This is a genomic window from Pseudomonas sp. HMSC057H01 (assembly GCF_001836405.1).
GTDB classification, from domain to species: domain Bacteria; phylum Pseudomonadota; class Gammaproteobacteria; order Pseudomonadales; family Pseudomonadaceae; genus Pseudomonas; species Pseudomonas aeruginosa.
The window spans coordinates 104,785-127,131 of sequence record NZ_KV828437.1 but is presented as its reverse complement, the minus strand read 5'-3'; the positions used below and the strand labels follow the sequence as shown (position 1 = coordinate 127,131).

Annotated in this window: 20 protein-coding genes; 11 read left to right on the top strand and 9 right to left on the bottom strand. The window is 68.3% G+C overall.

What is annotated here, in order from left to right; translation table 11 throughout:
- Positions 1–70: 70 nt before the first annotated feature.
- The 5 genes from HMPREF2581_RS10965 to HMPREF2581_RS10945 all read left to right on the top strand — a co-directional run bounded on the left by HMPREF2581_RS10965 (position 71) and on the right by HMPREF2581_RS10945 (position 6,301).
- Positions 71–1,318: an aminotransferase class V-fold PLP-dependent enzyme gene (locus HMPREF2581_RS10965; RefSeq protein WP_003140896.1), complete on the top strand. Its 1,248-nt coding sequence runs from the start codon at positions 71–73 to the stop codon at positions 1,316–1,318.
- Between the two features lie 288 nt (positions 1,319–1,606).
- Complete coding sequence (locus tag HMPREF2581_RS10960; RefSeq protein WP_003085656.1) at positions 1,607–2,902, top strand: 3-keto-5-aminohexanoate cleavage protein; 1,296 nt, start codon at positions 1,607–1,609, stop codon at positions 2,900–2,902.
- A complete protein-coding gene (locus HMPREF2581_RS10955; protein WP_003085654.1) occupies positions 2,899–4,146 on the top strand; it encodes an MFS transporter in 1,248 nt (415 codons plus the stop codon). The genes HMPREF2581_RS10960 and HMPREF2581_RS10955 overlap by 4 nt, the downstream gene beginning before the upstream one ends.
- A gap of 30 nt (positions 4,147–4,176) precedes the next feature.
- Complete coding sequence (locus HMPREF2581_RS10950; RefSeq protein WP_003116497.1) at positions 4,177–4,878, top strand: haloacid dehalogenase type II; 702 nt, start codon at positions 4,177–4,179, stop codon at positions 4,876–4,878.
- A 106-nt stretch (positions 4,879–4,984) separates the two neighbouring features.
- Positions 4,985–6,301 carry an Nramp family divalent metal transporter gene (locus HMPREF2581_RS10945; protein ID WP_003106624.1) on the top strand — a complete coding sequence of 439 codons (1,317 nt, stop codon included), beginning with the start codon at positions 4,985–4,987 and terminating at the stop codon, positions 6,299–6,301.
- Positions 6,302–6,352: 51 nt separating this feature from the next.
- On the opposite strand, the gene HMPREF2581_RS10940 is transcribed toward HMPREF2581_RS10945, so the two are convergent.
- The 3 genes from HMPREF2581_RS10940 to HMPREF2581_RS10930 all read right to left on the bottom strand — a co-directional run bounded on the left by HMPREF2581_RS10940 (position 6,353) and on the right by HMPREF2581_RS10930 (position 8,684).
- Complete coding sequence (locus HMPREF2581_RS10940) at positions 6,353–6,826, bottom strand: SRPBCC family protein (protein WP_003085649.1); 474 nt, start codon at positions 6,824–6,826, stop codon at positions 6,353–6,355.
- A 68-nt stretch (positions 6,827–6,894) separates the two neighbouring features.
- Entirely contained in the window at positions 6,895–7,662 is a 768-nt protein-coding gene (gene ampDh3 / locus HMPREF2581_RS10935) for an N-acetylmuramoyl-L-alanine amidase AmpDh3 (protein WP_003114198.1), read from the bottom strand.
- Between the two features lie 626 nt (positions 7,663–8,288).
- Positions 8,289–8,684, bottom strand: coding sequence for a DoxX family protein (locus tag HMPREF2581_RS10930; protein ID WP_003106627.1), 396 nt, complete (start codon positions 8,682–8,684; stop codon positions 8,289–8,291).
- Positions 8,685–9,244: 560 nt separating this feature from the next.
- Here HMPREF2581_RS10930 and HMPREF2581_RS10925 point away from each other — a divergent pair.
- Positions 9,245–9,472, top strand: a complete 228-nt coding sequence (locus HMPREF2581_RS10925; protein WP_003085644.1) for a hypothetical protein — start codon at positions 9,245–9,247, stop codon at positions 9,470–9,472.
- 209 nt (positions 9,473–9,681) lie between these two features.
- Here HMPREF2581_RS10925 and HMPREF2581_RS10920 read toward each other — a convergent pair whose 3' ends face one another.
- From HMPREF2581_RS10920 to HMPREF2581_RS33315, 5 genes are all read right to left on the bottom strand, one after another.
- The gene (locus HMPREF2581_RS10920) at positions 9,682–10,503 is read right to left on the bottom strand and encodes an aldo/keto reductase (RefSeq protein WP_003109743.1); all 822 of its coding nucleotides are present in this window, start codon (positions 10,501–10,503) and stop codon (positions 9,682–9,684) included.
- Positions 10,504–10,534: 31 nt separating this feature from the next.
- Complete coding sequence (locus tag HMPREF2581_RS10915) at positions 10,535–10,975, bottom strand: VOC family protein (RefSeq protein WP_003140899.1); 441 nt, start codon at positions 10,973–10,975, stop codon at positions 10,535–10,537.
- Between the two features lie 85 nt (positions 10,976–11,060).
- Positions 11,061–11,384 carry a DUF3325 domain-containing protein gene (locus tag HMPREF2581_RS10910; RefSeq protein ID WP_003140903.1) on the bottom strand — a complete coding sequence of 108 codons (324 nt, stop codon included), beginning with the start codon at positions 11,382–11,384 and terminating at the stop codon, positions 11,061–11,063.
- Positions 11,384–12,904, bottom strand: a complete 1,521-nt coding sequence (locus HMPREF2581_RS10905) for a PepSY-associated TM helix domain-containing protein (RefSeq protein ID WP_003140905.1) — start codon at positions 12,902–12,904, stop codon at positions 11,384–11,386. Before HMPREF2581_RS10905 ends, HMPREF2581_RS10910 begins: the two co-directional genes overlap by 1 nt.
- Complete coding sequence (locus HMPREF2581_RS33315; protein ID WP_016254110.1) at positions 12,901–13,197, bottom strand: DUF3649 domain-containing protein; 297 nt, start codon at positions 13,195–13,197, stop codon at positions 12,901–12,903. The genes HMPREF2581_RS10905 and HMPREF2581_RS33315 overlap by 4 nt, the downstream gene beginning before the upstream one ends.
- A 655-nt stretch (positions 13,198–13,852) precedes the next feature.
- On the opposite strand from HMPREF2581_RS33315, the gene HMPREF2581_RS10895 reads away from it, so the two are divergent.
- Positions 13,853–15,844 carry a DEAD/DEAH box helicase gene (locus tag HMPREF2581_RS10895; RefSeq protein ID WP_003140910.1) on the top strand — a complete coding sequence of 664 codons (1,992 nt, stop codon included), beginning with the start codon at positions 13,853–13,855 and terminating at the stop codon, positions 15,842–15,844.
- Positions 15,845–15,857: 13 nt separating this feature from the next.
- Here the strand turns inward: HMPREF2581_RS10895 and HMPREF2581_RS10890 are convergent, their stop codons facing one another.
- A complete protein-coding gene (locus HMPREF2581_RS10890) occupies positions 15,858–16,508 on the bottom strand; it encodes a class I SAM-dependent methyltransferase (RefSeq protein WP_003140911.1) in 651 nt (216 codons plus the stop codon).
- Between the two features lie 117 nt (positions 16,509–16,625).
- On the opposite strand from HMPREF2581_RS10890, the gene HMPREF2581_RS10885 reads away from it, so the two are divergent.
- The 4 genes from HMPREF2581_RS10885 to acnD all read left to right on the top strand — a co-directional run bounded on the left by HMPREF2581_RS10885 (position 16,626) and on the right by acnD (position 22,212).
- Positions 16,626–17,348, top strand: coding sequence for a GntR family transcriptional regulator (locus tag HMPREF2581_RS10885; protein WP_003085635.1), 723 nt, complete (start codon positions 16,626–16,628; stop codon positions 17,346–17,348).
- 10 nt (positions 17,349–17,358) lie between these two features.
- On the top strand, positions 17,359–18,255 hold the full coding sequence (prpB, locus tag HMPREF2581_RS10880) for a methylisocitrate lyase (protein WP_003103044.1): 897 nt from the start codon (positions 17,359–17,361) through the stop codon (positions 18,253–18,255).
- Positions 18,256–18,347: 92 nt separating this feature from the next.
- A complete protein-coding gene (prpC, locus tag HMPREF2581_RS10875) occupies positions 18,348–19,475 on the top strand; it encodes a bifunctional 2-methylcitrate synthase/citrate synthase (RefSeq protein WP_003103050.1) in 1,128 nt (375 codons plus the stop codon).
- A gap of 130 nt (positions 19,476–19,605) precedes the next feature.
- Positions 19,606–22,212 carry a Fe/S-dependent 2-methylisocitrate dehydratase AcnD gene (gene acnD, locus HMPREF2581_RS10870; protein ID WP_003085627.1) on the top strand — a complete coding sequence of 869 codons (2,607 nt, stop codon included), beginning with the start codon at positions 19,606–19,608 and terminating at the stop codon, positions 22,210–22,212.
- The last annotated feature ends 135 nt before the right edge of the window (positions 22,213–22,347 follow it).

Here is a 22,347-nt window from a genome sequence, read left to right as displayed (position 1 = left end):
CCGCCGTCGGCGTGGCCGAGCTGCCGCGCGGCGCCGCGGTGGAGGTGGAACTGATCGCGGCGGTGCGGCCATGAGCGCGCTCTTCCCCGCCGGCCCCGACGCCTTCGGTGCCGACGAACTGCTGCGCCTGCGCCGCGAGACCCCGGCCTGGGGCAGCTACGCGCACTTCGCCCATGGCTCCGCCAGCCTGCCGCCGCAGGTGCTCTACGACGCCCTCGACAGCTGGCTGGAAGCCGAGCGGCGCTGGGGCGTGCAGCGCGCCGCCGAGCATTTCGCCGAGCCCTTGCTGGCGGTCCGCGACAGCGTCGCGCGAGTGCTCGGCACCCAGCCACGGCACATCGCCCTGCTCGACTGCGCCAGCCGCGCCTGGTCGGTGGCCTTTGCCGCGGCCCTGGCCGCCCATCCACGGATACGGGCGATCAGCAGCTTCGACGAATATGGTTCCAACAGCCTGTGCCTGCTCGCCGCGCGCCAGCAGCGCGGGCTGGAGCTGCGCCTGATCGACGCACGCGGCGACGCCGCACAGCTGTTGCAACGGCTTGACGAGCAGTTGCACGACCTCGCCCCCGGCCAGACGCCGCTGCTGTCGCTCAGCGCGGTGCCCACCGGGCATGGCGCGGCTACCGCGCTGGAGGGCGTAGCCGAGCGCATCCGCGCCCATGACGGGCTGTTCTTCCTCGATGCCAGCCATGCGGTCGGCCAGTTGCCGCTGGCGGTGGAGGCGACCGGCTGCGACGTGCTGGTGTTCCCGCCACGCAAGTGGCTGCGCGGGCCAAAGGGACTCGGCGTGCTCTATCTCGGCGAACGTGCCCTGGAGCGCCTAGCCCTGCCCGACGGGCTGGACGTCGGCGGCGCGCAATGGAGCGACGCCTTCGCCCTGCAGGCGCGGGATGACGCGCGGCGCTTCGAATGCTCGGAGTTCAACCCGGGGCTGCGCCTGGCGCTCAAGGCCAGTTGCGACTACCTGTTGCAGACCGATGTCCGGCGCATCGCCCGACGCAACCGCCAGTTGCGCGAACGCATCGCCCAGCAGCTCTACCGCCGGCTCGGCTGGACGCCGCTGGAACAAGGGCCGCACGCCAGCGCGTTGATGACCTACGCGGCCCCCGAACTGAGCGGCGAGCAATGGCTGAAGCGCCTCCACGCGCGCGGCGTGAACGCCTCCTACATCGGCCCGCAGTATGCCCGCTGGGCGCTGCGCGAGCAGGCGCTGCCGGGGGTACTGCGCCTGACTCCGCACTACCTGACCGACGACGGCGAGATCGAGCGCCTCGGCGAGGCCCTGGAGGATTGCCTGCGACAGCGCGCCGCCAGTTGAGCGACCTTGCGCGAATGGCAACGTTGCGCCGCCGTGCCGGCGGTTGGCGCAACGCCGGGCGATTTGCGCAAGGTCTTTGTGCCGGCGGCAACGAGCGTTGCCGAATGCGCCGCGCACGGCCGCCGCCATGCGGTTTAAATCCCTCTCGTAGAACAACGCATAACGATCCCGCCAGCGACATCTTTCACCTGCCTGAGACACCGACGACTTTCGACGCCCTGGGCAGCCTTTCGGTCCGCCGCGGACCGCTCCGCCCTCAATGGAATGATGAATGGAGGAAAGACGACCATGACCGGATCCCGGAAAACCCTGATTCTCGGATGCGCCTCCACCGGCGCCAAGTTCACCCCGCGCAACCACGCCGCCACCGGCGACCGCCTGCTCGACAGCATCTGCACCGGCGCCACCATCCGCACCGCCCCCGGCGAACTGCTGGACGAAGCGCGCCAGCTCTACGAGATGGGTTGCCGCTACTACCACTATCATGCGCGCAACCCGCTGACCCAGGAACAGACCACCGACAACGACATCTACCAGGCGGTCAGCCGCGCCCTGCAGAACCGCTTCCCCGACCTGATGCTGAGCTTCGGCGCCAGCCGCAACGGCAGCGAGGTGCAGGAGAACATCCGCCGCTTCGGCGAGTGGGAGCGGGTCAGCCACTGCGCCATCCCGCTGCACCTGGGCGGTGCGCACTTCGTGACGATCCAGGCGGCCATCGAACTGCAGGTGATCTGCGAGCTGGAGAAGCAAAGGCGCAAGCTCGACCTCGACTATGCCTCCAGCCCGGCTTTCCTCGCCGACCTGCGCGACTACCAGCCGTCGACGGCGCTGGAAAGGGCCGAGTTGCAGACCCACTCCACCAGCAAGGGCGCCGACTACGGGGTGACCTCGCCGATGACCCAGTTCCAGGTCTACCGCAACGCCATCCAGGCGCGCCAGAAGCTCGGCCTGTTCCACGAGGTGGAGTGGGTGCAGCATGTGCGCAGCTACGCCATGACCCGTTTCGCCGTGGAGCACCCGCGCCTGCGCCTGGGCGGTTCCGGCCAGTTGAACGTGATCCTGCTGTTTGGCTTCTCGCCACGCCTGCCGTTCCCGGAGACCTACCAGCAGTTCCGCGCGGTGATCGAGAGCGCCAAGAGCCTGGAGTACGACATCGGCGAACCCGGCGTGCGCAAGCGCAAGGTCAGCATCACGGTCGGCGCGGCGGTGATGCCGCAGCATGCCGCGCAGCACTTCCGGCCGCTCGACGTCGGTCCTCGCGCCGGCACCCCGCTCTGCGCGGTGCGCCGGCTGGCCGCCTATGCCGCGCAGGCGGACAGCCAGGTCGATGTGCTGCGGGTCGGCATGGAGGACACGCCCTACGCGGTGGACGATGACGGCCGGGTGACGCTCAGCGACAACTGCCAACTGCTGCGCCAGGCCCTCGACGAACTGCGCGCCAACGGCGCCGAGGCCGAGCTCGACGGCGAACGGATCTTCCAGCGCATGGGCATGGAACGCACCCTCGGCGAATACCTGTCGCTGCAGCGCCTGCATCCGCTCGGCGAAGCCAACTTCACCCTCGCACGGGAGTTCGTCCAGTGACCGCCGCCCTCGCCGCGAACCCGACCCAGCGCTACCGCTGGGTCATCCTGCTGATCGCCACCTTCGCCCAGGCCTGCGCCTGCTTCTTCGTCCAGGGCATCGGCGCGATCGCCGTGTTCATCCAGAACGACCTGCAACTCTCGTCGCTGCAGATCGGCCTGCTGGTGTCGGCGGCGCAGCTGGTGCCGATCGTCGGCCTGCTGGTGGCCGGCGAGCTGCTCGACCGCTACTCCGAACGGCTGGTGGTCGGCCTCGGCACGCTGATCGTCGCGCTGGCCCTCTGCGCCTCGCTGTGGGCCACCGACTACCTGACCATCCTGCTGTTCCTGGTGGTCGTCGGCGCCGGCTACAGCACGGCGCAGCCGGGCGGCAGCAAGTCGGTGTCGCGCTGGTTCGCCAAGACCCAGCTGGGCTTCGCCATGGGCATCCGCCAGGCCGGGCTGCCGCTGGGCGGCGCGCTGTCCGCCGCGCTGCTGCCGTACCTGGCGGGGATCTACGGCTGGCGCAGCGCATTCCTCGCCGGCGGCCTGGTTGCGTTCCTCGGCGCGCTGGCCTTCATGCTCTTCTACCGCACCCCGCCGGACGCCCCCGCGCCCGGCGCGAACCCCGCCGAACGCGACCTGGGCGCGGTGGTGAAGTCGCGGCTGGCGATGATCACCGACCCGGCGATGAAGAACATCGTCTGTTCCGGGGTGGCGCTGATCTCGGTGCAGTACGGCATCCTGGTGTTCACCGTACTCTACCTGCACGAGACCCTGGAGATCGGCATCGGCATGGCCGCGACCCTGCTGTTCGTCGCCCAGGGCAGCGGCGTCGCCGGGCGCATCCTGCTGGCCGCCTGGAGCGACCGCTGCCGCGCCGGGCGCTACTTCCCGGTGATGGTCTGCCTCGGCGCGGTGATCCTCGGCCTGCTGGCGCTGGTCCTGCTGCCCCTGCAATCACCGTTGGGGATGGGCCTGGTAGTGGCCTGGCTGGGCTTCTTCGGCTTCGGCTGGTACGGTCCCTGGGTGGCCTATGTGGCGGATACCGCGCCGGTCGGCAAGACCGGCTTCGCCCTCGGCCTGGCGATGGCCATCAACCAGCTGGCGATCGTTCTCGCGCCGCCGGCGCTGGGGCTGCTCAAGGACTTCAGCCACAGCTTCGTCCCCGGCTGGCTGGCACTCTGCCTGATGGCGGCGGTAGCCCTTGTGGTCACTGCCTGGAGCGGCCGCGGCCTGCCCACGGCGCTGCCACAGAAGCACTGAAGCGATGACGGCCACGGCCGAGGAGGCACGATGCGCGCGATCCTGTTCGATGTGTTCGGTACCCTGGTGGACTGGCGTTCCAGCCTGATCGAGCAGTTCCAGGCGTTGGAGCGCGAACTCGGCGGAACCCTGCCCTGCGTGGAACTGACCGACCGCTGGCGCCAGCAATACAAGCCGGCGATGGACCGGGTACGCAACGGTCAGGCGCCCTGGCAGCACCTCGACCAGTTGCACCGGCAGAGTCTCGAGGCCCTGGCCGGAGAGTTCGGCCTGGCGCTGGACGAGGCCCTGCTGCAACGCATCACTGGCTTCTGGCACCGCCTGCGGCCGTGGCCGGACACGCTCGCCGGGATGCACGCGCTGAAGGCCGACTACTGGCTCGCCGCGCTGAGCAACGGCAACACCGCGCTGATGCTCGACGTCGCGCGGCACGCCGGGCTGCCCTGGGACATGCTGCTGTGCGCCGACCTGTTCGGCCACTACAAGCCCGACCCGCAGGTCTACCTCGGCGCCTGCCGCCTGCTCGACCTGCCGCCGCAGGAGGTGATGCTCTGCGCGGCGCACAACTACGACCTCAAGGCCGCGCGCGCCCTCGGCCTGAAGACCGCGTTCATCGCCCGGCCGCTGGAATACGGCCCCGGCCAGACCCAGGACCTCGCCGCCGAGCAGGACTGGGACCTGATCGCCAGCGACCTGCCGGACCTGCACCGGCAACTGGCGGCCTCGGCCTGACCGACTTCCTCCTTCCTGCCCCCTGAACCGCTCGCCCAACCTGCGCGCCACGGCGCGCCGGGAAAGGCGCGCGCAGCGCCGGCACGCGTCCGGCAGGAGCTTCGTCATGTCCGCGAAGGATACCCCGGCCCCCCAGGCCGCCGAGCCCGGTCGCGCCCAGCCGGTCGAAGTCCCCGGTGGCGGCCACTGGTGGCGCCGCCTGCTGGCCTTCGCCGGCCCCGGCTACCTGGTCGCGGTGGGCTACATGGACCCGGGCAACTGGGCCACCGACGTCGCCGGCGGCGCGCAGCTGGGCTACCTGCTGCTCTCGGTGATCCTGCTCTCCAGCCTGATGGCGATGCTGCTGCAGGCGCTGTCCGCGCGCCTGGGCATCGCCAGCGGCCTGGACCTGGCCCAGGCCTGCCGCGAACGCTACTCGCCGAGCACCTGCCGCCTGCTGTGGCTGGCCTGCGAGACGGCGATCATCGCCTGCGACCTGGCCGAGGTGATCGGCACCGCCATCGCCCTGAAGCTGCTGTTCGGCCTGCCGCTGGCCTGGGGCGCGTTGCTCTGCGTGGGCGACGCGCTGCTGGTGCTGGTCCTGATCGGACGTGGCCAGCGGCCGCTGGAGGCCTTCGTGGTGGCGTTGCTGACACTGATCTTCGCCTGCTTCGCGGTACAGTTGCTGCTCTCGCGTCCCGAACTCGGCGAGGTGCTCCAAGGGTTCTTGCCGAGCCCGCGGGTGCTCAGCGATCCGGCTGCCCTGTACCTGGCGATCGGCATCGTCGGCGCGACCGTCATGCCGCACAACCTCTACCTGCATTCCTCGCTGGTGCAGAGCCGCGCCTACCCACGCAGCCTCGCCGGCAAGCGCCAGGCGCTGCGCTGGGCGGTGGCCGACAGCAGCCTGGCGCTGACCCTGGCGCTGCTGGTCAACGCGGCGATCCTGATCGTCGCCGCCAGCGTGTTCCACCGCAACGGGCACACCGAAGTGGTCGATATCGAGCAGGCCCACGCGCTGCTCTCGCCATTGCTCGGCCTGGAACTCGCCTCGCTGCTGTTCGCCGTGGCGCTGCTCGCGTCCGGCCTCAACTCGACGGTCACCACCACCCTGGCCGGGCAGATCGTCATGGAGGGCTTCCTCCGCCTGCGCCTGGCGCCCTGGGCGCGGCGCCTGCTGACCCGTGGCGTCGCGGTGCTGCCGGTGCTGCTGGTGACCCTGCTCTACGGCGAGGACGGCACCGCGCGGCTGCTGATCTTCAGCCAGGTGATCCTGTCGATGCAGTTGCCGCTGGCGGTGATCCCGCTGCTACAGTTCGTTTCTGACCGGCGCCTGATGGGCCCGCTGGCGATCGGCGCCGGGACCCGGTGGCTGGCCTGGGCGGTAGCGCTGGCGATCGTCGGCCTGAACCTGCAACTGCTGGCCGACTTCGCGTTCGGCTGAGCATTGCCTGAGGGCACGCTGCGCGGTGCGGGACGCGCACTCAGGCAATGCTCAGCCATCGAGGCCGCGGGGAAAACGGTCGGCCACCAGGTTCAAGGCGATGCCATGCTCCAGGCAGGCCTTGAGTCCGGCCAGCACCAGGGTGAAACCTTCGGTGGCGTCGACCACCCGCGGGATGACTTCTTCCGGGGTGCCAACGAAACCGCTGTTGCGGATGCTGACGAAGGTCCCGGCGCCGGGCAGTTCCTCGAACAGCCACTCCACCTGGGAAGGGTTGCTGTCGCCATTCGGCCATTCGATGAGGATGCGGCGGTTCGTCTGCAGGTCCTTCACTTCGATTTCCTGGGAAACCCCGTACATGTCCCAGTGCCAGCGCAGCCGTTTCCCGGCTTCGAGGCGGGCATCGCCGCGGCTGAACCAGAACCTGGCGGTGATGGCCGGATCGACGAAGGCTTCGAAGACCTCGGCGATGGGGCGGCGGATCAGCATTTCCGCCTTGGCGACGACCTGTGCGACGGCAGTCATGGCAAGTCCTCCATGGGGGTGGGCAAGGAAGCGGCCGCCGCATCGGGCGGCCGCTCGCGGTTAATGGCTCAGGCCGGGTATTTCTCGTTCAGAGCGTAGAGGATCGCCGCCGTCTCCACATCCAGCGCGCCGTCGTAGTTCTCCGGGCGGAAATGCATCTGGAAAGCGCGCAGCAGGCTGGCGAAGTAGGCGTCGTCGACCGTCGCCGGCAGCGCATAGCCGTACAGGCGGAACGCCTCCAGCAGGTCGGCGCGCGGCGGCAAGCCGTCGCGCTCGAAGCCTTCGCGATAGCGATCGCGGGTGGCGTCGTCATACCAGGCGCCGATACCGGCCTCGTAGAGTTCCTTCCAGGGCAGCTTCGGACCCGGGTCGGACTTGCGCCCGACGGCGATATCGGAGTGGCCGACCACGTTCTTCGGGGTCATGTCCGGGTAGCGCTGCAGGATGTTCTTCGCCAGTTGCTTGAGTGCGTTGATCTGCGAGCGCTCGTAGTCGGGGAAGGTGAACACGCCGTCGTCGTCGCGGGCGAGGTTGACGATCTCGATGCCGATGGAAGTGTCGTTGAGGTTGTCGCGGCGCGCCCAGCCGCTGACGCCGGCGTGCCAGGCGCGGTCTTCCTCGGCGACCAGGTTGAAGATGCGCTGGCCCTTGAAGCCGGCGGCCTTGTAGCTGGGGTCGTGCGGCGCCGGGATCAGGTAGTGGGCGCTGGCGGCGCCGGTGGTCAGCGCCTTGACCGAAGCGGCGAAGTCGAGCGCGGTGTAGTGCAGCACCAGGAAGCGCACGCGTTTGCCGTAGGGGGTAGTGGTGCGATAGCTGTTGTAGTCGATGGTCAGCATGGTTTTCACCTTTTTGCGGATGATGGAAAGCCCCCGGCCACAGGCTCGCCTGTAGCTAGGGACGTCGATGCAGCGATGAGGTTCAGGGGCCGGCCGAGGAAACGCGGGCCCCGGCTAAACCGGAAGGAAGAAGACCGGGCATAAAAAAGCCCGGCACGCGGCCGGGCAAAAGGGATACACCAAAGGCAAGCCCCAGCGAACTGGGGGTACGGGGGCTCACCGAGGCCACTGAACGATGGCGTTATGACAGCAGTCGGCACAACCGAACTTTAAGTTGGCCGGACGCCGTGCGGGCGCACGCCAGAGCCTTTCGCACCGGTCGCCGCCCGCTGCGTCCGGTTGCGCGGCGGGCGGAAACGACGAAGCCCGGCGCAGGGGCCGGGCTTCGAGGGCGACCACGGGAAACGTGATCATGGGAAAAAACTACCGCGAGCGTCCCGCCGCGTGCAACACCGTTCGTCCGTTGGCCGCTCTACTTTGCACTTCTTCACAAAGTTCACCAATAGCCATACAGACCCTCGACAGAGCGGCTACTACTCTATCCACGCCAGGTCCGATTGCTCCTCCATCTCCTGGCATTCCCGGCCACTGTCCACCCCCGCACAGTGGCTTTTTTTCGCCTGCGCCTAGCGTCGTGCCAGCGGCGCCTCGTCCCGCGCCAGCATCAGCGCCAGGATGCAGCCGAGGAGGAACGCCTGCAGCGCCAGGCGAGCGGCCAGCAGCGTCGGCGGGAAGGATGGGAACAGGTCGGGGTGCTGCCACATGTAGAGGTTGGCCGGGGTCACGCAGAGGGTCAGGATGAACAGCCCGCACGCCGCCAGCCGGCGCCATGCCGGCACCAGCAGGGCGGCGGCGCCGAGCAGTTCGAAGACCCCGCTGACCCACACCGCCGCCAGCGGCCAGGGCACGTAGGGCGGGACGATGCCGACGAAGAAATCGGTGAAGACGAAATGGCCCAGCCCACCCAGCAGGAACCAGGCGGACACGAAGGCCACGAGCAGCGTGCGAGCGGGCGACGGCATGGATAACCTCGGCGCGGCGATGGAACGGCAATCCTGCCACGCGCCGCCGACGCCAGGCCCATAACCTTTGCCCGGTTGGCAGGCGTCCGCCGAAACAAATTCTCAAACATTCCCGCCGCCGGGACGACATCTGCTCAAAAAATGTCCTGGCCTTTCTTCGTCGAAAGACATACAATCCGGGACTGCGTACCAAACTGAAAGTCAATCAGGCTTTACCCCACGACCGGGCCCACAGATGAAAAGGGCTCTACCATCAGGGTTACAGCCTTCCGATGGTTCTTCGGTCGCCACTCTTCTGAAGCAATCCCCTGCCACGCAGGGCCGATGGGAAGACCGGCGTCCCGCAATACCACCCGCAGATTGATCAGGATCCTGGCCTGGAAACTTTCCTGCCAATCGATCCTCTGATTAGTACCTGAACTGCCAGCTTGCTCTTTTCGAAAAAAGCCGGCATAACCAGTACGTTCCCCCGACACAAAGCTTTCTTGGCACTGTCACGGAGCGGGAACATTTGCAATATACGCTGCTCCATAAGCGTGAAAGTAAAGGAACATAAGAATATGTCTATTCAACATCGTACTCAGGATGCAATTCGCACCCTAACCGCCGCATTTGCGCCGTTCGACTGCCTGATCCAGGCAACTCGTAAAGGAAACTTCAGTTTCACCATCGTTGACCAGCATGGCGTGGCCTGCCACAGCGAGCGCCTGTATCCGGAGCAGTACGACGACTCCGGCAAAATGGAAGAAGTGATCAATCGAGTTCGCAAGAAAACACTGGCTGCCTGAATCATGCAAGCATCAGCGCGAATGCAAGGAAAAGCCCCGTCCCCGACGGGGCTTTTTTGTGGGACAGCGAAAAGTACAGGTTAAGTTGAAGAAAGTTCCCACGCAGGAAATAAATATTTACTTATTCCTTTTTAAATATTTCCTCGGCAACTTCGTCATATTCCCGCGGCCAGGGGAAACAAGCGCAGGCCGTTTCTCCCGTACTCCACTCAGACGATCGCCAGGTTTCGCTTGCGGGTAGGTGGCGGGAACGCCTGGTCGAGCGCCCGCAGGTCGTCGGCGCTCAGTTCCAGGTCGGCCGCCGCCGCATTCTGGCGGATGTGAGCGGACGTCACCGCTTTCGGGATCGCGATCACCCCCTGCTCCAGTAGCCAGGCCAGGGCGACCTGGGCGCTGCTGGCGTCGTGGCGCGCGGCGATCTCGCCGAGCGCCGGGTGCCGTAGCAGCCTGCCGCCCTGCCCCACCGGACAGTAGGCCATCACCGGCATGCCGCGCTCCTGGCACCAGGGCAGCAGGTCGTATTCGATACCGCGTTCCTCCAGGTTGTACATCACCTGGTTGGCGGCACAGGCGCTGCCGTCCAGTTCGTACATGTCGCCCAGGTCGAAGTTGGACACGCCCCAGCGCAGGATCTTGCCCTGGTCGCGCAACCGCTCGAAGGCTTCGATGGTTTCCTCCAGCGGATACCGGCCCTGCCAGTGCAGCAGGTAGAGGTCGATGGTTTCGCAACCGAGCCGGCGCAGGCTGCGCTCGCAGGCCGCCGGCAGGCCCTTGCGGCTGGCGTTGTGCGGGTAGACCTTGCTGACCAGGAAGACCTCTTCGCGGCGTCCCGCGATAGCCGCGCCGACCACGTCTTCGGCGCCGCCCTCGGCGTACATCTCGGCGGTATCGATCAGCGTCATCCCCAGCTCGATGCCTTCGCGCAGCGCCGCGACCTCGCGCTTGCGTTCGCCGGGCTGCTCGCCGATATGCCAGGTACCCTGGCCGATGGCGGCGACCTCCTGGCCATCGATCAGCGTGAGCGTTTTCATGCAGCGTCTCCTGTGGTGAATGGACGGGGCCTCATGCCCAGGGATCATAGCTGCCGAAGCTCCAGACGTGGCCCTCCGGATCGCGGCAAGTGAAGCCGCGACCGCCGTAGTCCTCGTCCTTGATGTCGATGACGATCTCGGCGCCGGCGGCCTGGGCGCTGCGGAACAGGGCGTCGGGATCGGCGACCACCAGGTAGAGGCTCTGGGTATTGCCGCCGGCTTCGTCGACGTGCCGCATCAGCCGACCGTAGGCGTTGTCGCGGACGCTCGAACCGAGCATCAGCATGCCGTTGGCGCCGTTCGGGCTGGCGTAGGTCAACTCGGCGTGGAGCACCTGTCCGTCCTCGCCGGGCACCACCAGCTTGCGCTGGAAGCCAAAGGTCCGGCACAGCCAGTCGAGGGCGGCCGGCGCATCGCGGTAACGCAGGCAGGGAATGACGCTGGCGACGGTGTTGCTGGCGGGCGTGTGCATGGCGCATACCTCCGGGGGAAAGCACGACCACCAGCATAGACGCTGGACCGGGCCGCCCCCGAGGCACGGATGGGCGGCGCGCCCTTCAGCGCAGCAGCGCCAGCACCCCGCCGAGCAACGGCACTCCGGCGGCGCAAGGCAATGCCCAGCGTGGCCGCCAGGCGAGCAGCAGGACCAGCGTGCCGGCCGCCAGCATCAGCAGGCAGGACCAGAAGACGATGCCGATCTCCACGCCCTGCCGGTGGATCGAGAAGGCCAGCGCCAGGCCCAGGTCGAGCAGCGCCACGCCGCGTAGCAGAAACACCCGGGAAGCCGACGGCTGGTGGCCGAGGAGGTTCTTGTGGTGGCGGTTCATGGCCAGGCAGAGAGCGGTGAAGGCCAGCAGGTTGAGGCCGAAGACCAGCAGCATCAGGCCACCTCCTGGACGTTCAGGCGTCGCCGGGCGGGCTTGCTCGACGCTTGCCGACGTCGCCAGCCGAGCCAGGCGCAGAGCAGGCCGAGGCCCAGCAGGCTGAGGTCGACGCCGGCCAGCACCCAGTCGCCGCGCTGCAGGCTGGCCAACAGGTTGCCTTCCGGGCTACGCAGCAGGCCGAGCAGCGGCAGGCCCAGCGCCAGCACGGCGGCGAAGCGCAGTTGCGTGCGACCGAGGGTCCCGCTGTTGCGGCGGACGATGGCCCACAGCGCGACCAGCGCCCAACTGGCGCAAAACACGCGGATCTCCCAGGTGTCGCGGCCGGCCAGTTGCGTCGGCAGCAGGCGGTTGCCCCACAGCAGCGCCAGGCTGGCCAGCGGCAGGCCGCCGCAGACCGCCAGGTTCAGCGCCCGCACCAGACCAATGCCGCGACTGCCGCGAGCCTCGCGCTTGGCCAGCCAGACCTGCAACCCGCCGAAGATCATCATCGCCCCGGACAGCCCGAGCAACAGGTACATCCAGCGCACCAACTGGCCGCCCCACTGGATCATGTGCAGGCCGGTCAGCCAGCCGTAGGTGGCGTAGCCGGGCGCATAGGACGGCTGGGCATGCAGCAGTTCGCCGCTGGAGGCATCGAAGTTGACCGTGCGCTGGTCGTCGAGGATGCGCGAGGCGTCGCGCCGGCGGATGTCCACGGTGGCCGCCTCGTCATAGGGATGGTGGACGCTGATCCAGCCCGGCGCGCCGCCGTCGGCCCAGACCTTGCCGGCCTCGACGATCAGGCCGTCGATGGACGCCGGCGGCCCCGCCGGGCGGCCGACTTCCTCGCGTTCGTAGGAGCCCTGCACTTCATGGAAGAAGCGCTCGCCATCGTTCTGGTAGACCACCTGCAGGCCCGCCTGCATGTAGTAGACGATGAAGATCACCAGGCCGGTGTAGGCGATCATCAGGTGGAACGGCAGGCCGATCACCCCCAGCACGTTGTGCGCGTCGAGCCAGGCGCGCTGCCGCGCCGCCTGCGGGCGCAGGGTGAAGAAGTCCTTGAAGATCCGCCGGTGCACGATGGTCCCGCTGACCAGCGCCACCAGCATCAGCATCCCGGCGATGCCGACGATGTACAGGCCGACCATGCCGGCGTGCAGGTCGTAGTGCAGGGTGAAGAAGAACTCGCCGCCGACCGTCTTCGGCAGCGGCTGGCCGCTCACCGCGTCCAGCTGGAAGACCTTGAACTCGCTACCGTCGCGCGGCTCCCAGCCGGCGTTCCAGTAGGGCGCCCGCTCGCTCGGCGGCAGCATCCACCAGGCATGGGCATCGGGGGCGCGCTGGCGCAACCAGTCGCGCACCTGGTCGGCGCCCAGCGACTGCGCGCCGGGCAGGTGCAGGTCCGGCTGCATCCAGCGGGTCAGCTCCTTGTCGAAGCTGGCCAGGCTGCCGGCGAAGACGATGACGAACAGCAGCCAGCTGACCAGCAGCCCCGACCAGGTATGCAGGCCGGACATCGATTGACGCAGGTTCATGGACGCGCTCCGTAGTCGAGGCCGAGCCAGGCCAGGCCGCCCAGCGCCAGGCTGGCCAGCGCCAGCACCCAGCAGGCGCGCCAGGCGCTGCGCGCGGCGAAGGCGTAGACGATGGCCGCGACCCACACGGCGAAGCAGCCGAGGCTGCCGAACGAGACCCGGTCGGGACGCGGCAGCGGCAGGTAGATGCTCAGGCAGGCGGTGACCGCATAGGCCAGCGCGTAGCCAAGCAGGACCGCGACGAGGATGCGGCCGGTGACGGACAGTCCGCCGGCCAGGGCCGGGCTGGTCATGGGGCGGCGTCCCGGGTGGAAACAGGGCCTTGCATCGTCGCTACCTCGTCTGGCTGGCACGGCGACGCCGCGCTCGCGGGTGGCGAGGCGGTCGTCGATTCGGAAGGGTTGCGACTGTATCTCAATTACGTTCGCATTTGTACTTGCTCCGGACGACCGCCAGGTCGCGTCGCGCCAGGGATTGCCGGGGTCCGACGAGTGCGGGTCGTATCCCGTCGCATTCGTCCGCCGCGCCATACGTCCATCTCCGCTCTGCGCAAGCGCGCCGAGCTTGGTAATATCGGCTGTTTGCGGTTTCGGCTGGTCTCGCCGAAGGACATACCGGATGACTTCACCCTCCGCCCCAGACACCCAGCTCAGCCTGGCCATCGACCCGGCCCGGCCGTATGCGCGGCTGACCCTCGGCAGCCACGTGCACAGCGGCTACGACCTGCGCAGCGGACGCATGCAGAGCATTTCCCGGCACCGCGCGGCGCTGGCCTTCATCTATGCCGGCGAGGCGGTTTCCGGGCGTCCCGGCAGCGAGCCACGGGAGGCCCAGCGGCGTATCGAACGGCGTCCGGCGCACGAGCAGGAATACCGCGAGACCCTGCGCCGCCTCGGCTTCAAGCCGGCGACCCGGCGCAGCGACGCGCTCGAGGAAAGCGCCGGCGAGATGTTCGAACTGCCCGGCGACAACGCCTGGCTGCACTTCATGCAGGACGATCTGCCGCGCCTGCGCCAGCAGGGCTGGTTCATCGACATCCGCGCTGACTTCGCCTACGACCTGACGCCCATCGACGCCTGGTACGCCGAGGTCGAGGAAGCCGACGACCGCCAGTGGTTCGAGCTGGAACTGGGCATCCAGGTCGCCGGACAGCGGGTCAGCCTGCTGCCGGCGCTGACCGAGCTGATCCGCCGCAGTCCGGCCCTGCTCGATCCGCGCGCCCTCGCCCGGCACGCCGACGAAGAGCAACTGGTGCTGCGCCTGGAACTCAACCCGCCGCTGCGCGTGGCGCTGCCCTTCGGCCGTCTGAAGCCGGTGCTGGCGACGCTTTCCGACTTCTACCTGGGCGACCCCGAACCGCAGCGCAAGCTGCGCCTGGGCGCACCGGACGCGGCGCGCCTGGCCGATCTCGACGAGTTGCCGCTGGCCTGGGAAGGCGGCGACAACCTGCGCGACTTCGCCCGCCGCCTACGCAGTTTCCAGGCTCGTCCGGCGACCCCGCCGCAAGGCCTGCGCGCCGAACTGCGGCCCTACCAGCTCGAAGGCCTGAGCTGGATGCAGACCCTGCGCGAACTCGACAGCGGCGGCGTGCTGGCCGACGACATGGGGCTGGGCAAGACCTTGCAGTCGCTGGCCCACGTGCTCCTGGAAAAGCAGGCCGGGCGGCTCGACACGCCGGCGCTGGTGGTGATGCCCACCAGCCTGATCCCCAACTGGCTGGACGAGGCCGAGCGCTTCGCTCCCGATCTGCGCGTGCTGGCCCTGCACGGCGCCGGCCGGCGCCGCGACTTCGCCCGTATCGACGAGCACGACCTGGTGCTGACCACCTATGCCCTGCTGCCACGCGACGCCGCCGAGCTGGGCAAGCGGCGGTTCCACCTGCTGATCCTCGACGAGGCGCAGAACATCAAGAACGCCACCACCAAGGCCGCCGTCGCCGCCCGCGAGCTGGCGGCACGGCATCGCCTGTGCCTGACCGGCACGCCGCTGGAGAACCACCTCGGCGAACTCTGGTCGCTGTTCCATTTCCTGATGCCCGGCTGGCTCGGCGACGCCCGCCAGTTCGCCCAGGACTACCGCACGCCGATCGAGAAGCACGGCGACGAGGCACGCCTCAGCCACCTGGCCGCGCGCCTGCGGCCGTTCCTGCTGCGACGGACCAAGGAACAGGTGGCCTCGGAACTGCCGCCGAAGAGCGAGTTCACCCAGTTCGTCGAACTCAGCGAGGCGCAACGCGAACTCTACGAGACCGTGCGCCTGGCGCTGGACCGCAAGGTCCGCGAGGAGATCGCCCGGCGCGGCCTGGCGCGCAGCCGCATCGTGATCCTCGAGGCGCTGCTCAAGCTGCGCCAGGTCTGCTGCGACACGCGCCTGCTGCAACGCCAGGAAGACGGCGCGCGCAGCGGCCGGGCGCTCAGCTCGGGCAAGCTGGCCTACCTGCTCGACATGCTCGACGAACTGATCGCCGAGGGTCGCCGGGTCCTGCTGTTCTCGCAGTTCACCTCGATGCTCGCGCTGATCGAGGACGCCCTGCGCCAGCGCGGCGTCGACTACGTCCTGCTGACCGGCGAGACCCGCGACCGCCGCGCCCCGGTACAGCGCTTCCAGAGCGGCAAGGTGCCGGTGTTCCTGATCAGCTTGAAGGCAGGCGGGGTCGGCCTCAACCTGACCGCGGCGGACACCGTGATCCACTACGATCCCTGGTGGAACCCGGCGGTGGAGAACCAGGCCAGCGACCGCGCCTACCGCATCGGCCAGGACAAGCCGGTGTTCGTCTACCGGCTGATCGCCCGCGGCACGGTGGAAGAGAAGATCCAGCACCTGCAGCAGGAAAAGGCCGCCCTCGCCGACGGCCTGTTCAGCGAAGGCAACGGCGACGGCTGGAAGCTTGACGAGGCCGATATCGACGCGCTGTTCGCGCCCTTGCCCAAGGCGCTCTGAGCGCCGCCCGGATTCAGCGCGCGACGCCGTGGTAGACGTAGGTCATCGGCCGCGGCCCGGGCAGGTAGCCCTGTTCCAGCTCGTCGATGCGAAAGCCGGCCTCGCGCAGCAAGGCCGGCATGTCGCGGTCCAGGTGACAACCGCCGGCCAGCGGTTTCCACCAGGGCGTCAGGCGCCGTTGCCAGGCCAGCACCGAGGCGTCCGGCGCGCGCCCGTGCTCGCAGAACAGCAATTCGCCGCCACGCTTCAGCACCCGACGCATCTCGCCCAGCGCCGGCAGCGGCGCGGCGATGGAGCAAAGGGTGAAAGTGCAGACGATGGTGTCGAAGCTTTCCGCCTCGGCGCGAATCTCGCCAAGCTCGAGGGCGACCATTTCCACCGGGATGCCGATTTGCGCCGCGCGCTCGCGGGCCAGCGCCTGCATTTGCGCGGCCGGGTCGACGCCGACGATCGCCGACACCTTCGCCGCGTCGTAGAAGCCCAGGTTGAGCCCGGTGCCCAGACCGATCTCCAGCACCCGCCCATGGGCGCGCGGCACCAGCAGCGAACGCTGCTTCATCACGTCGCCCATGCCGCAGGCGAAGTCGATCAGGCGCGGCAACACGTAACGGTCATAGATGCCCACGAAACTCTCTCCTGGCACAGCGGCTGGAGGGGAAAGCATAGACCAGCGATGCATTAGACGATTGTCGACAATCAAGCGACGAATGATTGACCCCACGCAATCCAGGCGGTAGCTTTCGCAAACATTGTCGACACATCGACCCAGACAGCCAGTACCATGACCCAGAACCCGCCCCCTCTCGAAATTGCCCATGACGACGGCGAGACCTTGTCGGAACACGTCTTCCGCAAGATCCAGAGCGCCATCGTCAGCGGCGAGATCGCGCCGGGCAGCAAGATCTCCGAGCCGGAGCTGGCGCGCACCTACGGCATCAGCCGCGGCCCGCTGCGCGAGGCGATCCACCGCCTGGAAGGCCTGCGCCTGCTGGTGCGGGTGCCGCATGTCGGGGCGCGGGTGGTGTCGCTGAGCCACGCCGAGCTGATCGAACTCTACGAGATCCGCGAGTCCCTGGAAGGCATGGCCTGCCGACTGGCCGCCGAGCGCATGAGCCAGGCCGAGATCGACGAACTGCGCCGGGTGCTCGACACCCACGAGCGCGACGAGGCGTTCCAGGCCGGGCGCGGCTATTACCAGCAGGAAGGCGACTACGACTTCCACTACCGGATCATCCAGGGCAGCGGCAACGCCACCCTCACCCGCATGCTCTGCGGCGAGCTCTACCAACTGGTGCGGATGTACCGCATCCAGTACTCGACCACACCGAACCGGCCGCGCCAGGCCTTCGCCGAACACCACCGCATTCTCGACGCCATCGCCGACCGTGACGGCGAACTGGCCGAGCTGCTGATGCGCCGCCACATCAGTGCGTCGCGCCGCAATATCGAGCGCCAGCTGGAACCCCAGCCGGCGAAGCTCGCCTCCGCTTCCTCCACCGTCTAAGAGGTCCGTGATGAGCCAGACGTCCCTTACCCCCGGCCAGCGCTTCCGCGAAGCCGTGGCCACCGAGCACCCGCTGCAGGTGGTCGGCACCATCAACGCCAACCACGCCCTGCTGGCCAAGCGCGCCGGCTTCAAGGCCATCTACCTGTCCGGCGGCGGCGTCGCTGCCGGTTCCCTGGGCCTGCCGGACCTGGGCATCAGCGGCCTCGACGACGTGCTCACCGACGTGCGCCGGATCACCGACGTCTGCGACCTGCCGCTGCTGGTGGACGTCGACACCGGCTTCGGCTCCTCGGCGTTCAACGTCGCCCGCACGGTGAAGTCGATGATCAAGTTCGGCGCCGCCGCGATGCATATCGAGGACCAGGTCGGCGCCAAGCGCTGCGGCCATCGGCCGAACAAGGAGATCGTCTCGCAGCAGGAGATGGTCGACCGCATCAAGGCCGCCGTCGATGCCCGCAGCGACGACTCCTTCGTGATCATGGCGCGCACCGACGCGCTGGCCGTGGAAGGCCTGCAGGCCGCCATCGACCGCGCCTGCGCCTGCGTCGAGGCCGGCGCCGATATGATCTTCCCGGAAGCCATGACCGAACTGGCCATGTACAAGGAGTTCGCCGCCGCGGTGAAGGTGCCGGTGCTGGCCAACATCACCGAGTTCGGCGCCACCCCGCTGTTCACCACCGACGAACTGGCCTCCGCCGACGTGTCCCTGGTGCTCTACCCGCTGTCGGCCTTCCGCGCCATGAACAAGGCGGCGGAGAACGTCTACACCGCGATCCGTCGCGACGGCACCCAGAAGAACGTGATCGATACCATGCAGACCCGCATGGAGCTGTACGATCGCATCGATTACCACAGCTTCGAGCAGAAGCTCGACGCGCTCTTCGCGCAGAAGAAGAACGCCTGAGCATCGAGCCCGGCGTGCGCCTGAGCGCCGGTCCGCGAACCCCGTGAAACCGAGTTGCAGCATCCAGAAAAAATTCAAGAAAGGAGAGAGCAATGGCTGAAGCAAAAGTACTGAGTGGCGCCGGCCTGCGTGGCCAGGTGGCCGGCCAGACAGCCCTGTCCACCGTCGGCCAGGAAGGCGCCGGCCTGACCTACCGTGGCTACGACGTCCGCGACCTGGCGGCGGCGGCGATCTTCGAGGAAGTCGCCTACCTGCTGCTCTACGGCGAACTGCCGAACAAGCAACAGCTCGACGCCTACCTGAAGAAGCTCCAGGGCCAGCGCGACCTGCCGCAGGCGCTGAAGGAAGTTCTCGAACGGATTCCCAAGGACGCCCACCCGATGGACGTGATGCGCACTGGCGCCTCGGTCCTCGGCACCCTGGAACCGGAGCTGAGCTTCGACCAGCAGCGCGACGTCGCCGACCGCCTGCTCGCCGCCTTCCCGGCGATCATGACCTACTGGTACCGCTTCACCCACGAAGGCCAGCGCATCGACTGCAACAGCGACGAGCCGACCATCGGCGGGCACTTCCTCGCCCTGCTCCACGGCAAGAAGCCCAGCGAGCTGCACGTGAAGGTGATGAACGTCTCGCTGATCCTCTACGCCGAGCATGAGTTCAACGCATCCACCTTCACCGCGCGGGTTTGCGCCTCGACCCTGTCCGACCTGTACTCCTGCGTCACCGGCGCCATCGGCTCGCTGCGCGGCCCGCTGCACGGCGGCGCCAACGAGGCGGCGATGGAACTGATCGAACGCTTCTCTTCGCCGCAGGAAGCCACCGCCGAGCTGCTGAAGATGCTCGAGCGCAAGGACAAGATCATGGGCTTCGGGCATGCCATCTACAAGGATTCCGACCCACGCAACGAAGTGATCAAGGGTTGGTCGAAGCAGCTCGCCGACGAGGTCGGCGACAAGGTCCTGTTCGCGGTTTCCGAGGCCATCGACAAGACCATGTGGGAGCAGAAGAAGCTGTTCCCCAACGCCGACTTCTACCACGCCTCGGCGTATCACTTCATGGGCATCCCGACCAAGCTGTTCACGCCGATATTCGTCTGCTCGCGGACCAGCGGCTGGACCGCCCACGTCTTCGAACAGCGCGCCAACAACCGCATCATCCGCCCGAGCGCCGAGTACACCGGCGTCGAGCAGCGCGCGTTCGTGCCGCTGGAGCAACGCTGATCCACGCCGTCCGGCGCGCCGAACGCGAGCGCGCCGGACGGTTGCCGCACCCAGAATTCGAAAGGCCGGCGTGGGCTGCGCCACGGCGCGAGCGACACGCTTCCGAACACCCCGTGATTGAGTCCGAGCCATGAACAGCGCACACCGCAAACCGCTCCCCGGCACCCGCCTGGACTACTTCGACGCCCGCGAGGCGGTCGAGGCGATCCAGCCCGGCGCCTACGCCAAGCTGCCCTATACCTCCCGCGTGCTCGCCGAGAACCTGGTGCGCCGTTGCGACCCGGCGACCCTGGAGGCTTCGCTGCGCCAACTGGTCGAGCGCAAGCGCGACCTCGACTTCCCCTGGTACCCGGCGCGGGTGGTCTGCCATGACATCCTCGGGCAGACCGCGCTGGTCGACCTCGCCGGCCTGCGCGACGCCATCGCCGACAAGGGCGGCGACCCGGCCCAGGTCAACCCGGTGGTGCCGGTGCAACTGATCGTCGACCACTCGCTGGCGGTGGAATGCGGCGGCTACGACCCCGAGGCCTTCGCCAAGAACCGCGCCATCGAGGACCGCCGCAACGAGGACCGCTTCCACTTCATCGACTGGACCAAGCAGGCCTTCCGCAACGTCGACGTGATCCCGCCGGGCAACGGCATCATGCACCAGATCAACCTGGAGAAAATGTCGCCGGTGATCCAGGCGCGCGACGGCGTGGCCTTCCCCGATACCTGCGTGGGCACCGACAGCCATACCCCGCACGTCGACGCCCTGGGCGTGATCGCCATCGGCGTCGGCGGCCTGGAAGCGGAAAACGTGATGCTCGGCCGCGCCTCCTGGATGCGCCTGCCGGACATCGTCGGCGTCGAGCTGAGCGGCCGTCGCCAGCCGGGCATCACCGCCACCGACGTGGTGCTGGCCCTGACCGAGTTCCTGCGCAAGCAGAAGGTGGTCGGCGCCTACCTGGAGTTCTACGGCGAAGGCGCCTCCAGCCTGACCCTCGGCGACCGCGCGACCATCTCCAACATGGCTCCGGAATACGGCGCCACTGCGGCGATGTTCGCCATCGACCAGCAGACCATCGACTACCTGCGCCTCACCGGCCGCGACGACGAGCAGGTCGCCCTGGTGGAGGCCTATGCGCGCACCGCCGGACTCTGGGCCGACAGCCTGGTCGACGCCGAGTACGAGCGGGTACTGAAGTTCGACCTGTCCAGCGTGGTGCGCAACATGGCCGGCCCGTCCAATCCGCACGCCAGGGTCGCCACCAGCGAACTGGCGGCGAAAGGCATCGCCGGCAACCTCGAGCGGGCCCGCGCCGAGGAAGCCGAGGGCCTGATGCCGGACGGCGCGGTGATCATCGCCGCGATCACCAGTTGCACCAACACCAGCAACCCGCGCAACGTGATCGCCGCCGGCCTGCTGGCGCGCAACGCCGACCGCCTCGGCCTGGTCCGCAAGCCATGGGTGAAGACCTCGCTGGCACCCGGCTCCAAGGTGGTCACCGAATACCTGCGCGAAGCCGGCCTGCTGCCGCACCTGGAAGCCCTCGGCTTCGGCGTGGTGGCCTACGCCTGCACGTCCTGCAACGGCATGTCCGGCGCCCTCGACCCGGCGATCCAGCAGGAGATCGTCGAGCGCGACCTGTACGCCACCGCGGTGCTCTCCGGCAACCGCAACTTCGACGGGCGCATCCACCCCTACGCCAAGCAGGCCTTCCTCGCCTCGCCGCCGCTGGTGGTGGCCTACGCCATCGCCGGGACCATCCGCTTCGACATCGAGCGCGACGTGCTCGGCGTGGTGGACGGCAAGGAGATCCGCCTGAAGGACCTCTGGCCGAGCGACGAGGAGATCGACGCAGTGGTCAGGGCGGCGGTGAAGCCCGAGCAGTTCCGCCAGGTCTACATCCCGATGTTCGACATCACCCACGGCGAGCGCGAGAAGGTCGACCCGCTCTACGCCTGGCGCCCGACGAGCACCTACATCCGCCGCCCGCCGTACTGGGAAGGCGCCCTCGCCGGCGAACGCACCCTGCGCGGCATGCGCCCGCTGGCGGTGCTGCCGGACAACATCACCACCGACCACCTGTCGCCGTCCAACGCGATCCTCGCCGACAGCGCGGCGGGCGAGTACCTGGCGAAAATGGGCCTGCCCGAGGAGGACTTCAACTCCTACGCCACCCACCGCGGCGACCACCTCACCGCGCAACGCGCGACCTTCGCCAACCCGAAGCTGTTCAACGAGATGGTGCGCAACGCCGACGGCAGCGTGAAGCAGGGTTCGCTGGCGCGGGTCGAGCCGGAAGGCAAGGTGATGCGCATGTGGGAAGCCATCGAGACCTACATGGAGCGCAAGCAGCCGCTGATCATCGTCGCCGGCGCCGACTACGGGCAGGGTTCTTCGCGCGACTGGGCGGCCAAGGGCGTGCGCCTGGCCGGGGTGGAGGCGATCGTCGCCGAGGGCTTCGAGCGCATCCACCGCACCAACCTGATCGGCATGGGCGTGCTGCCGCTGGAGTTCAAGCCGGGCACCACCCGCCTGACCCTGGGGATCGACGGCAGCGAGACCTTCGACGTGCTCGGCGCTCGCCGGCCGCGCGCCGACCTGACCCTGGTCATCCACCGGCGCGACGGGGAGCGGCTCGAAGTGCCGGTGACCTGCCGCCTGGACAGCGACGAGGAAGTCTCCATCTACGAAGCCGGCGGCGTACTGCAACGCTTCGCCCAGGACTTCCTGGAGGCGGCCGGCGCCTGATGGCGCCGGCGAAACACCCTGGTAGGACGGGCGACGCGTAGCGTCATCCGCCGACGACCGGCAGCGGCTGTCGAACGCAGCCGCTGCCCTTGAATTCGATTGCCGAGGACGACGACGCATGGCCCCCCCCCCCCA

Bases quoted from the DNA above. Each gene is read 5' to 3' on its own strand.
- HMPREF2581_RS10965 (WP_003140896.1), top strand. From the start codon at position 71: ATGAGCGCGCTCTTCCCCGCCGGCCCCGACGCCTTCGGTGCCGACGAA.
- HMPREF2581_RS10960 (WP_003085656.1), top strand. From the start codon at position 1,607: ATGACCGGATCCCGGAAAACCCTGATTCTCGGATGCGCCTCCACCGGC.
- HMPREF2581_RS10950 (WP_003116497.1), top strand. From the start codon at position 4,177: ATGCGCGCGATCCTGTTCGATGTGTTCGGTACCCTGGTGGACTGGCGT.
- HMPREF2581_RS10945 (WP_003106624.1), top strand. From the start codon at position 4,985: ATGTCCGCGAAGGATACCCCGGCCCCCCAGGCCGCCGAGCCCGGTCGC.
- HMPREF2581_RS10940 (WP_003085649.1), bottom strand. From the start codon at position 6,826: ATGACTGCCGTCGCACAGGTCGTCGCCAAGGCGGAAATGCTGATCCGC.
- ampDh3 (WP_003114198.1), bottom strand. From the start codon at position 7,662: ATGCTGACCATCGACTACAACAGCTATCGCACCACTACCCCCTACGGC.
- HMPREF2581_RS10930 (WP_003106627.1), bottom strand. From the start codon at position 8,684: ATGCCGTCGCCCGCTCGCACGCTGCTCGTGGCCTTCGTGTCCGCCTGG.
- HMPREF2581_RS10925 (WP_003085644.1), top strand. From the start codon at position 9,245: ATGTCTATTCAACATCGTACTCAGGATGCAATTCGCACCCTAACCGCC.
- HMPREF2581_RS10920 (WP_003109743.1), bottom strand. From the start codon at position 10,503: ATGAAAACGCTCACGCTGATCGATGGCCAGGAGGTCGCCGCCATCGGC.
- HMPREF2581_RS10915 (WP_003140899.1), bottom strand. From the start codon at position 10,975: ATGCACACGCCCGCCAGCAACACCGTCGCCAGCGTCATTCCCTGCCTG.
- HMPREF2581_RS10910 (WP_003140903.1), bottom strand. From the start codon at position 11,384: ATGCTGCTGGTCTTCGGCCTCAACCTGCTGGCCTTCACCGCTCTCTGC.
- HMPREF2581_RS10905 (WP_003140905.1), bottom strand. From the start codon at position 12,904: ATGAACCTGCGTCAATCGATGTCCGGCCTGCATACCTGGTCGGGGCTG.
- HMPREF2581_RS33315 (WP_016254110.1), bottom strand. From the start codon at position 13,197: ATGACCAGCCCGGCCCTGGCCGGCGGACTGTCCGTCACCGGCCGCATC.
- HMPREF2581_RS10895 (WP_003140910.1), top strand. From the start codon at position 13,853: ATGTTCGAACTGCCCGGCGACAACGCCTGGCTGCACTTCATGCAGGAC.
- HMPREF2581_RS10890 (WP_003140911.1), bottom strand. From the start codon at position 16,508: ATGCTTTCCCCTCCAGCCGCTGTGCCAGGAGAGAGTTTCGTGGGCATC.
- HMPREF2581_RS10885 (WP_003085635.1), top strand. From the start codon at position 16,626: ATGACCCAGAACCCGCCCCCTCTCGAAATTGCCCATGACGACGGCGAG.
- prpB (WP_003103044.1), top strand. From the start codon at position 17,359: ATGAGCCAGACGTCCCTTACCCCCGGCCAGCGCTTCCGCGAAGCCGTG.
- prpC (WP_003103050.1), top strand. From the start codon at position 18,348: ATGGCTGAAGCAAAAGTACTGAGTGGCGCCGGCCTGCGTGGCCAGGTG.
- acnD (WP_003085627.1), top strand. From the start codon at position 19,606: ATGAACAGCGCACACCGCAAACCGCTCCCCGGCACCCGCCTGGACTAC.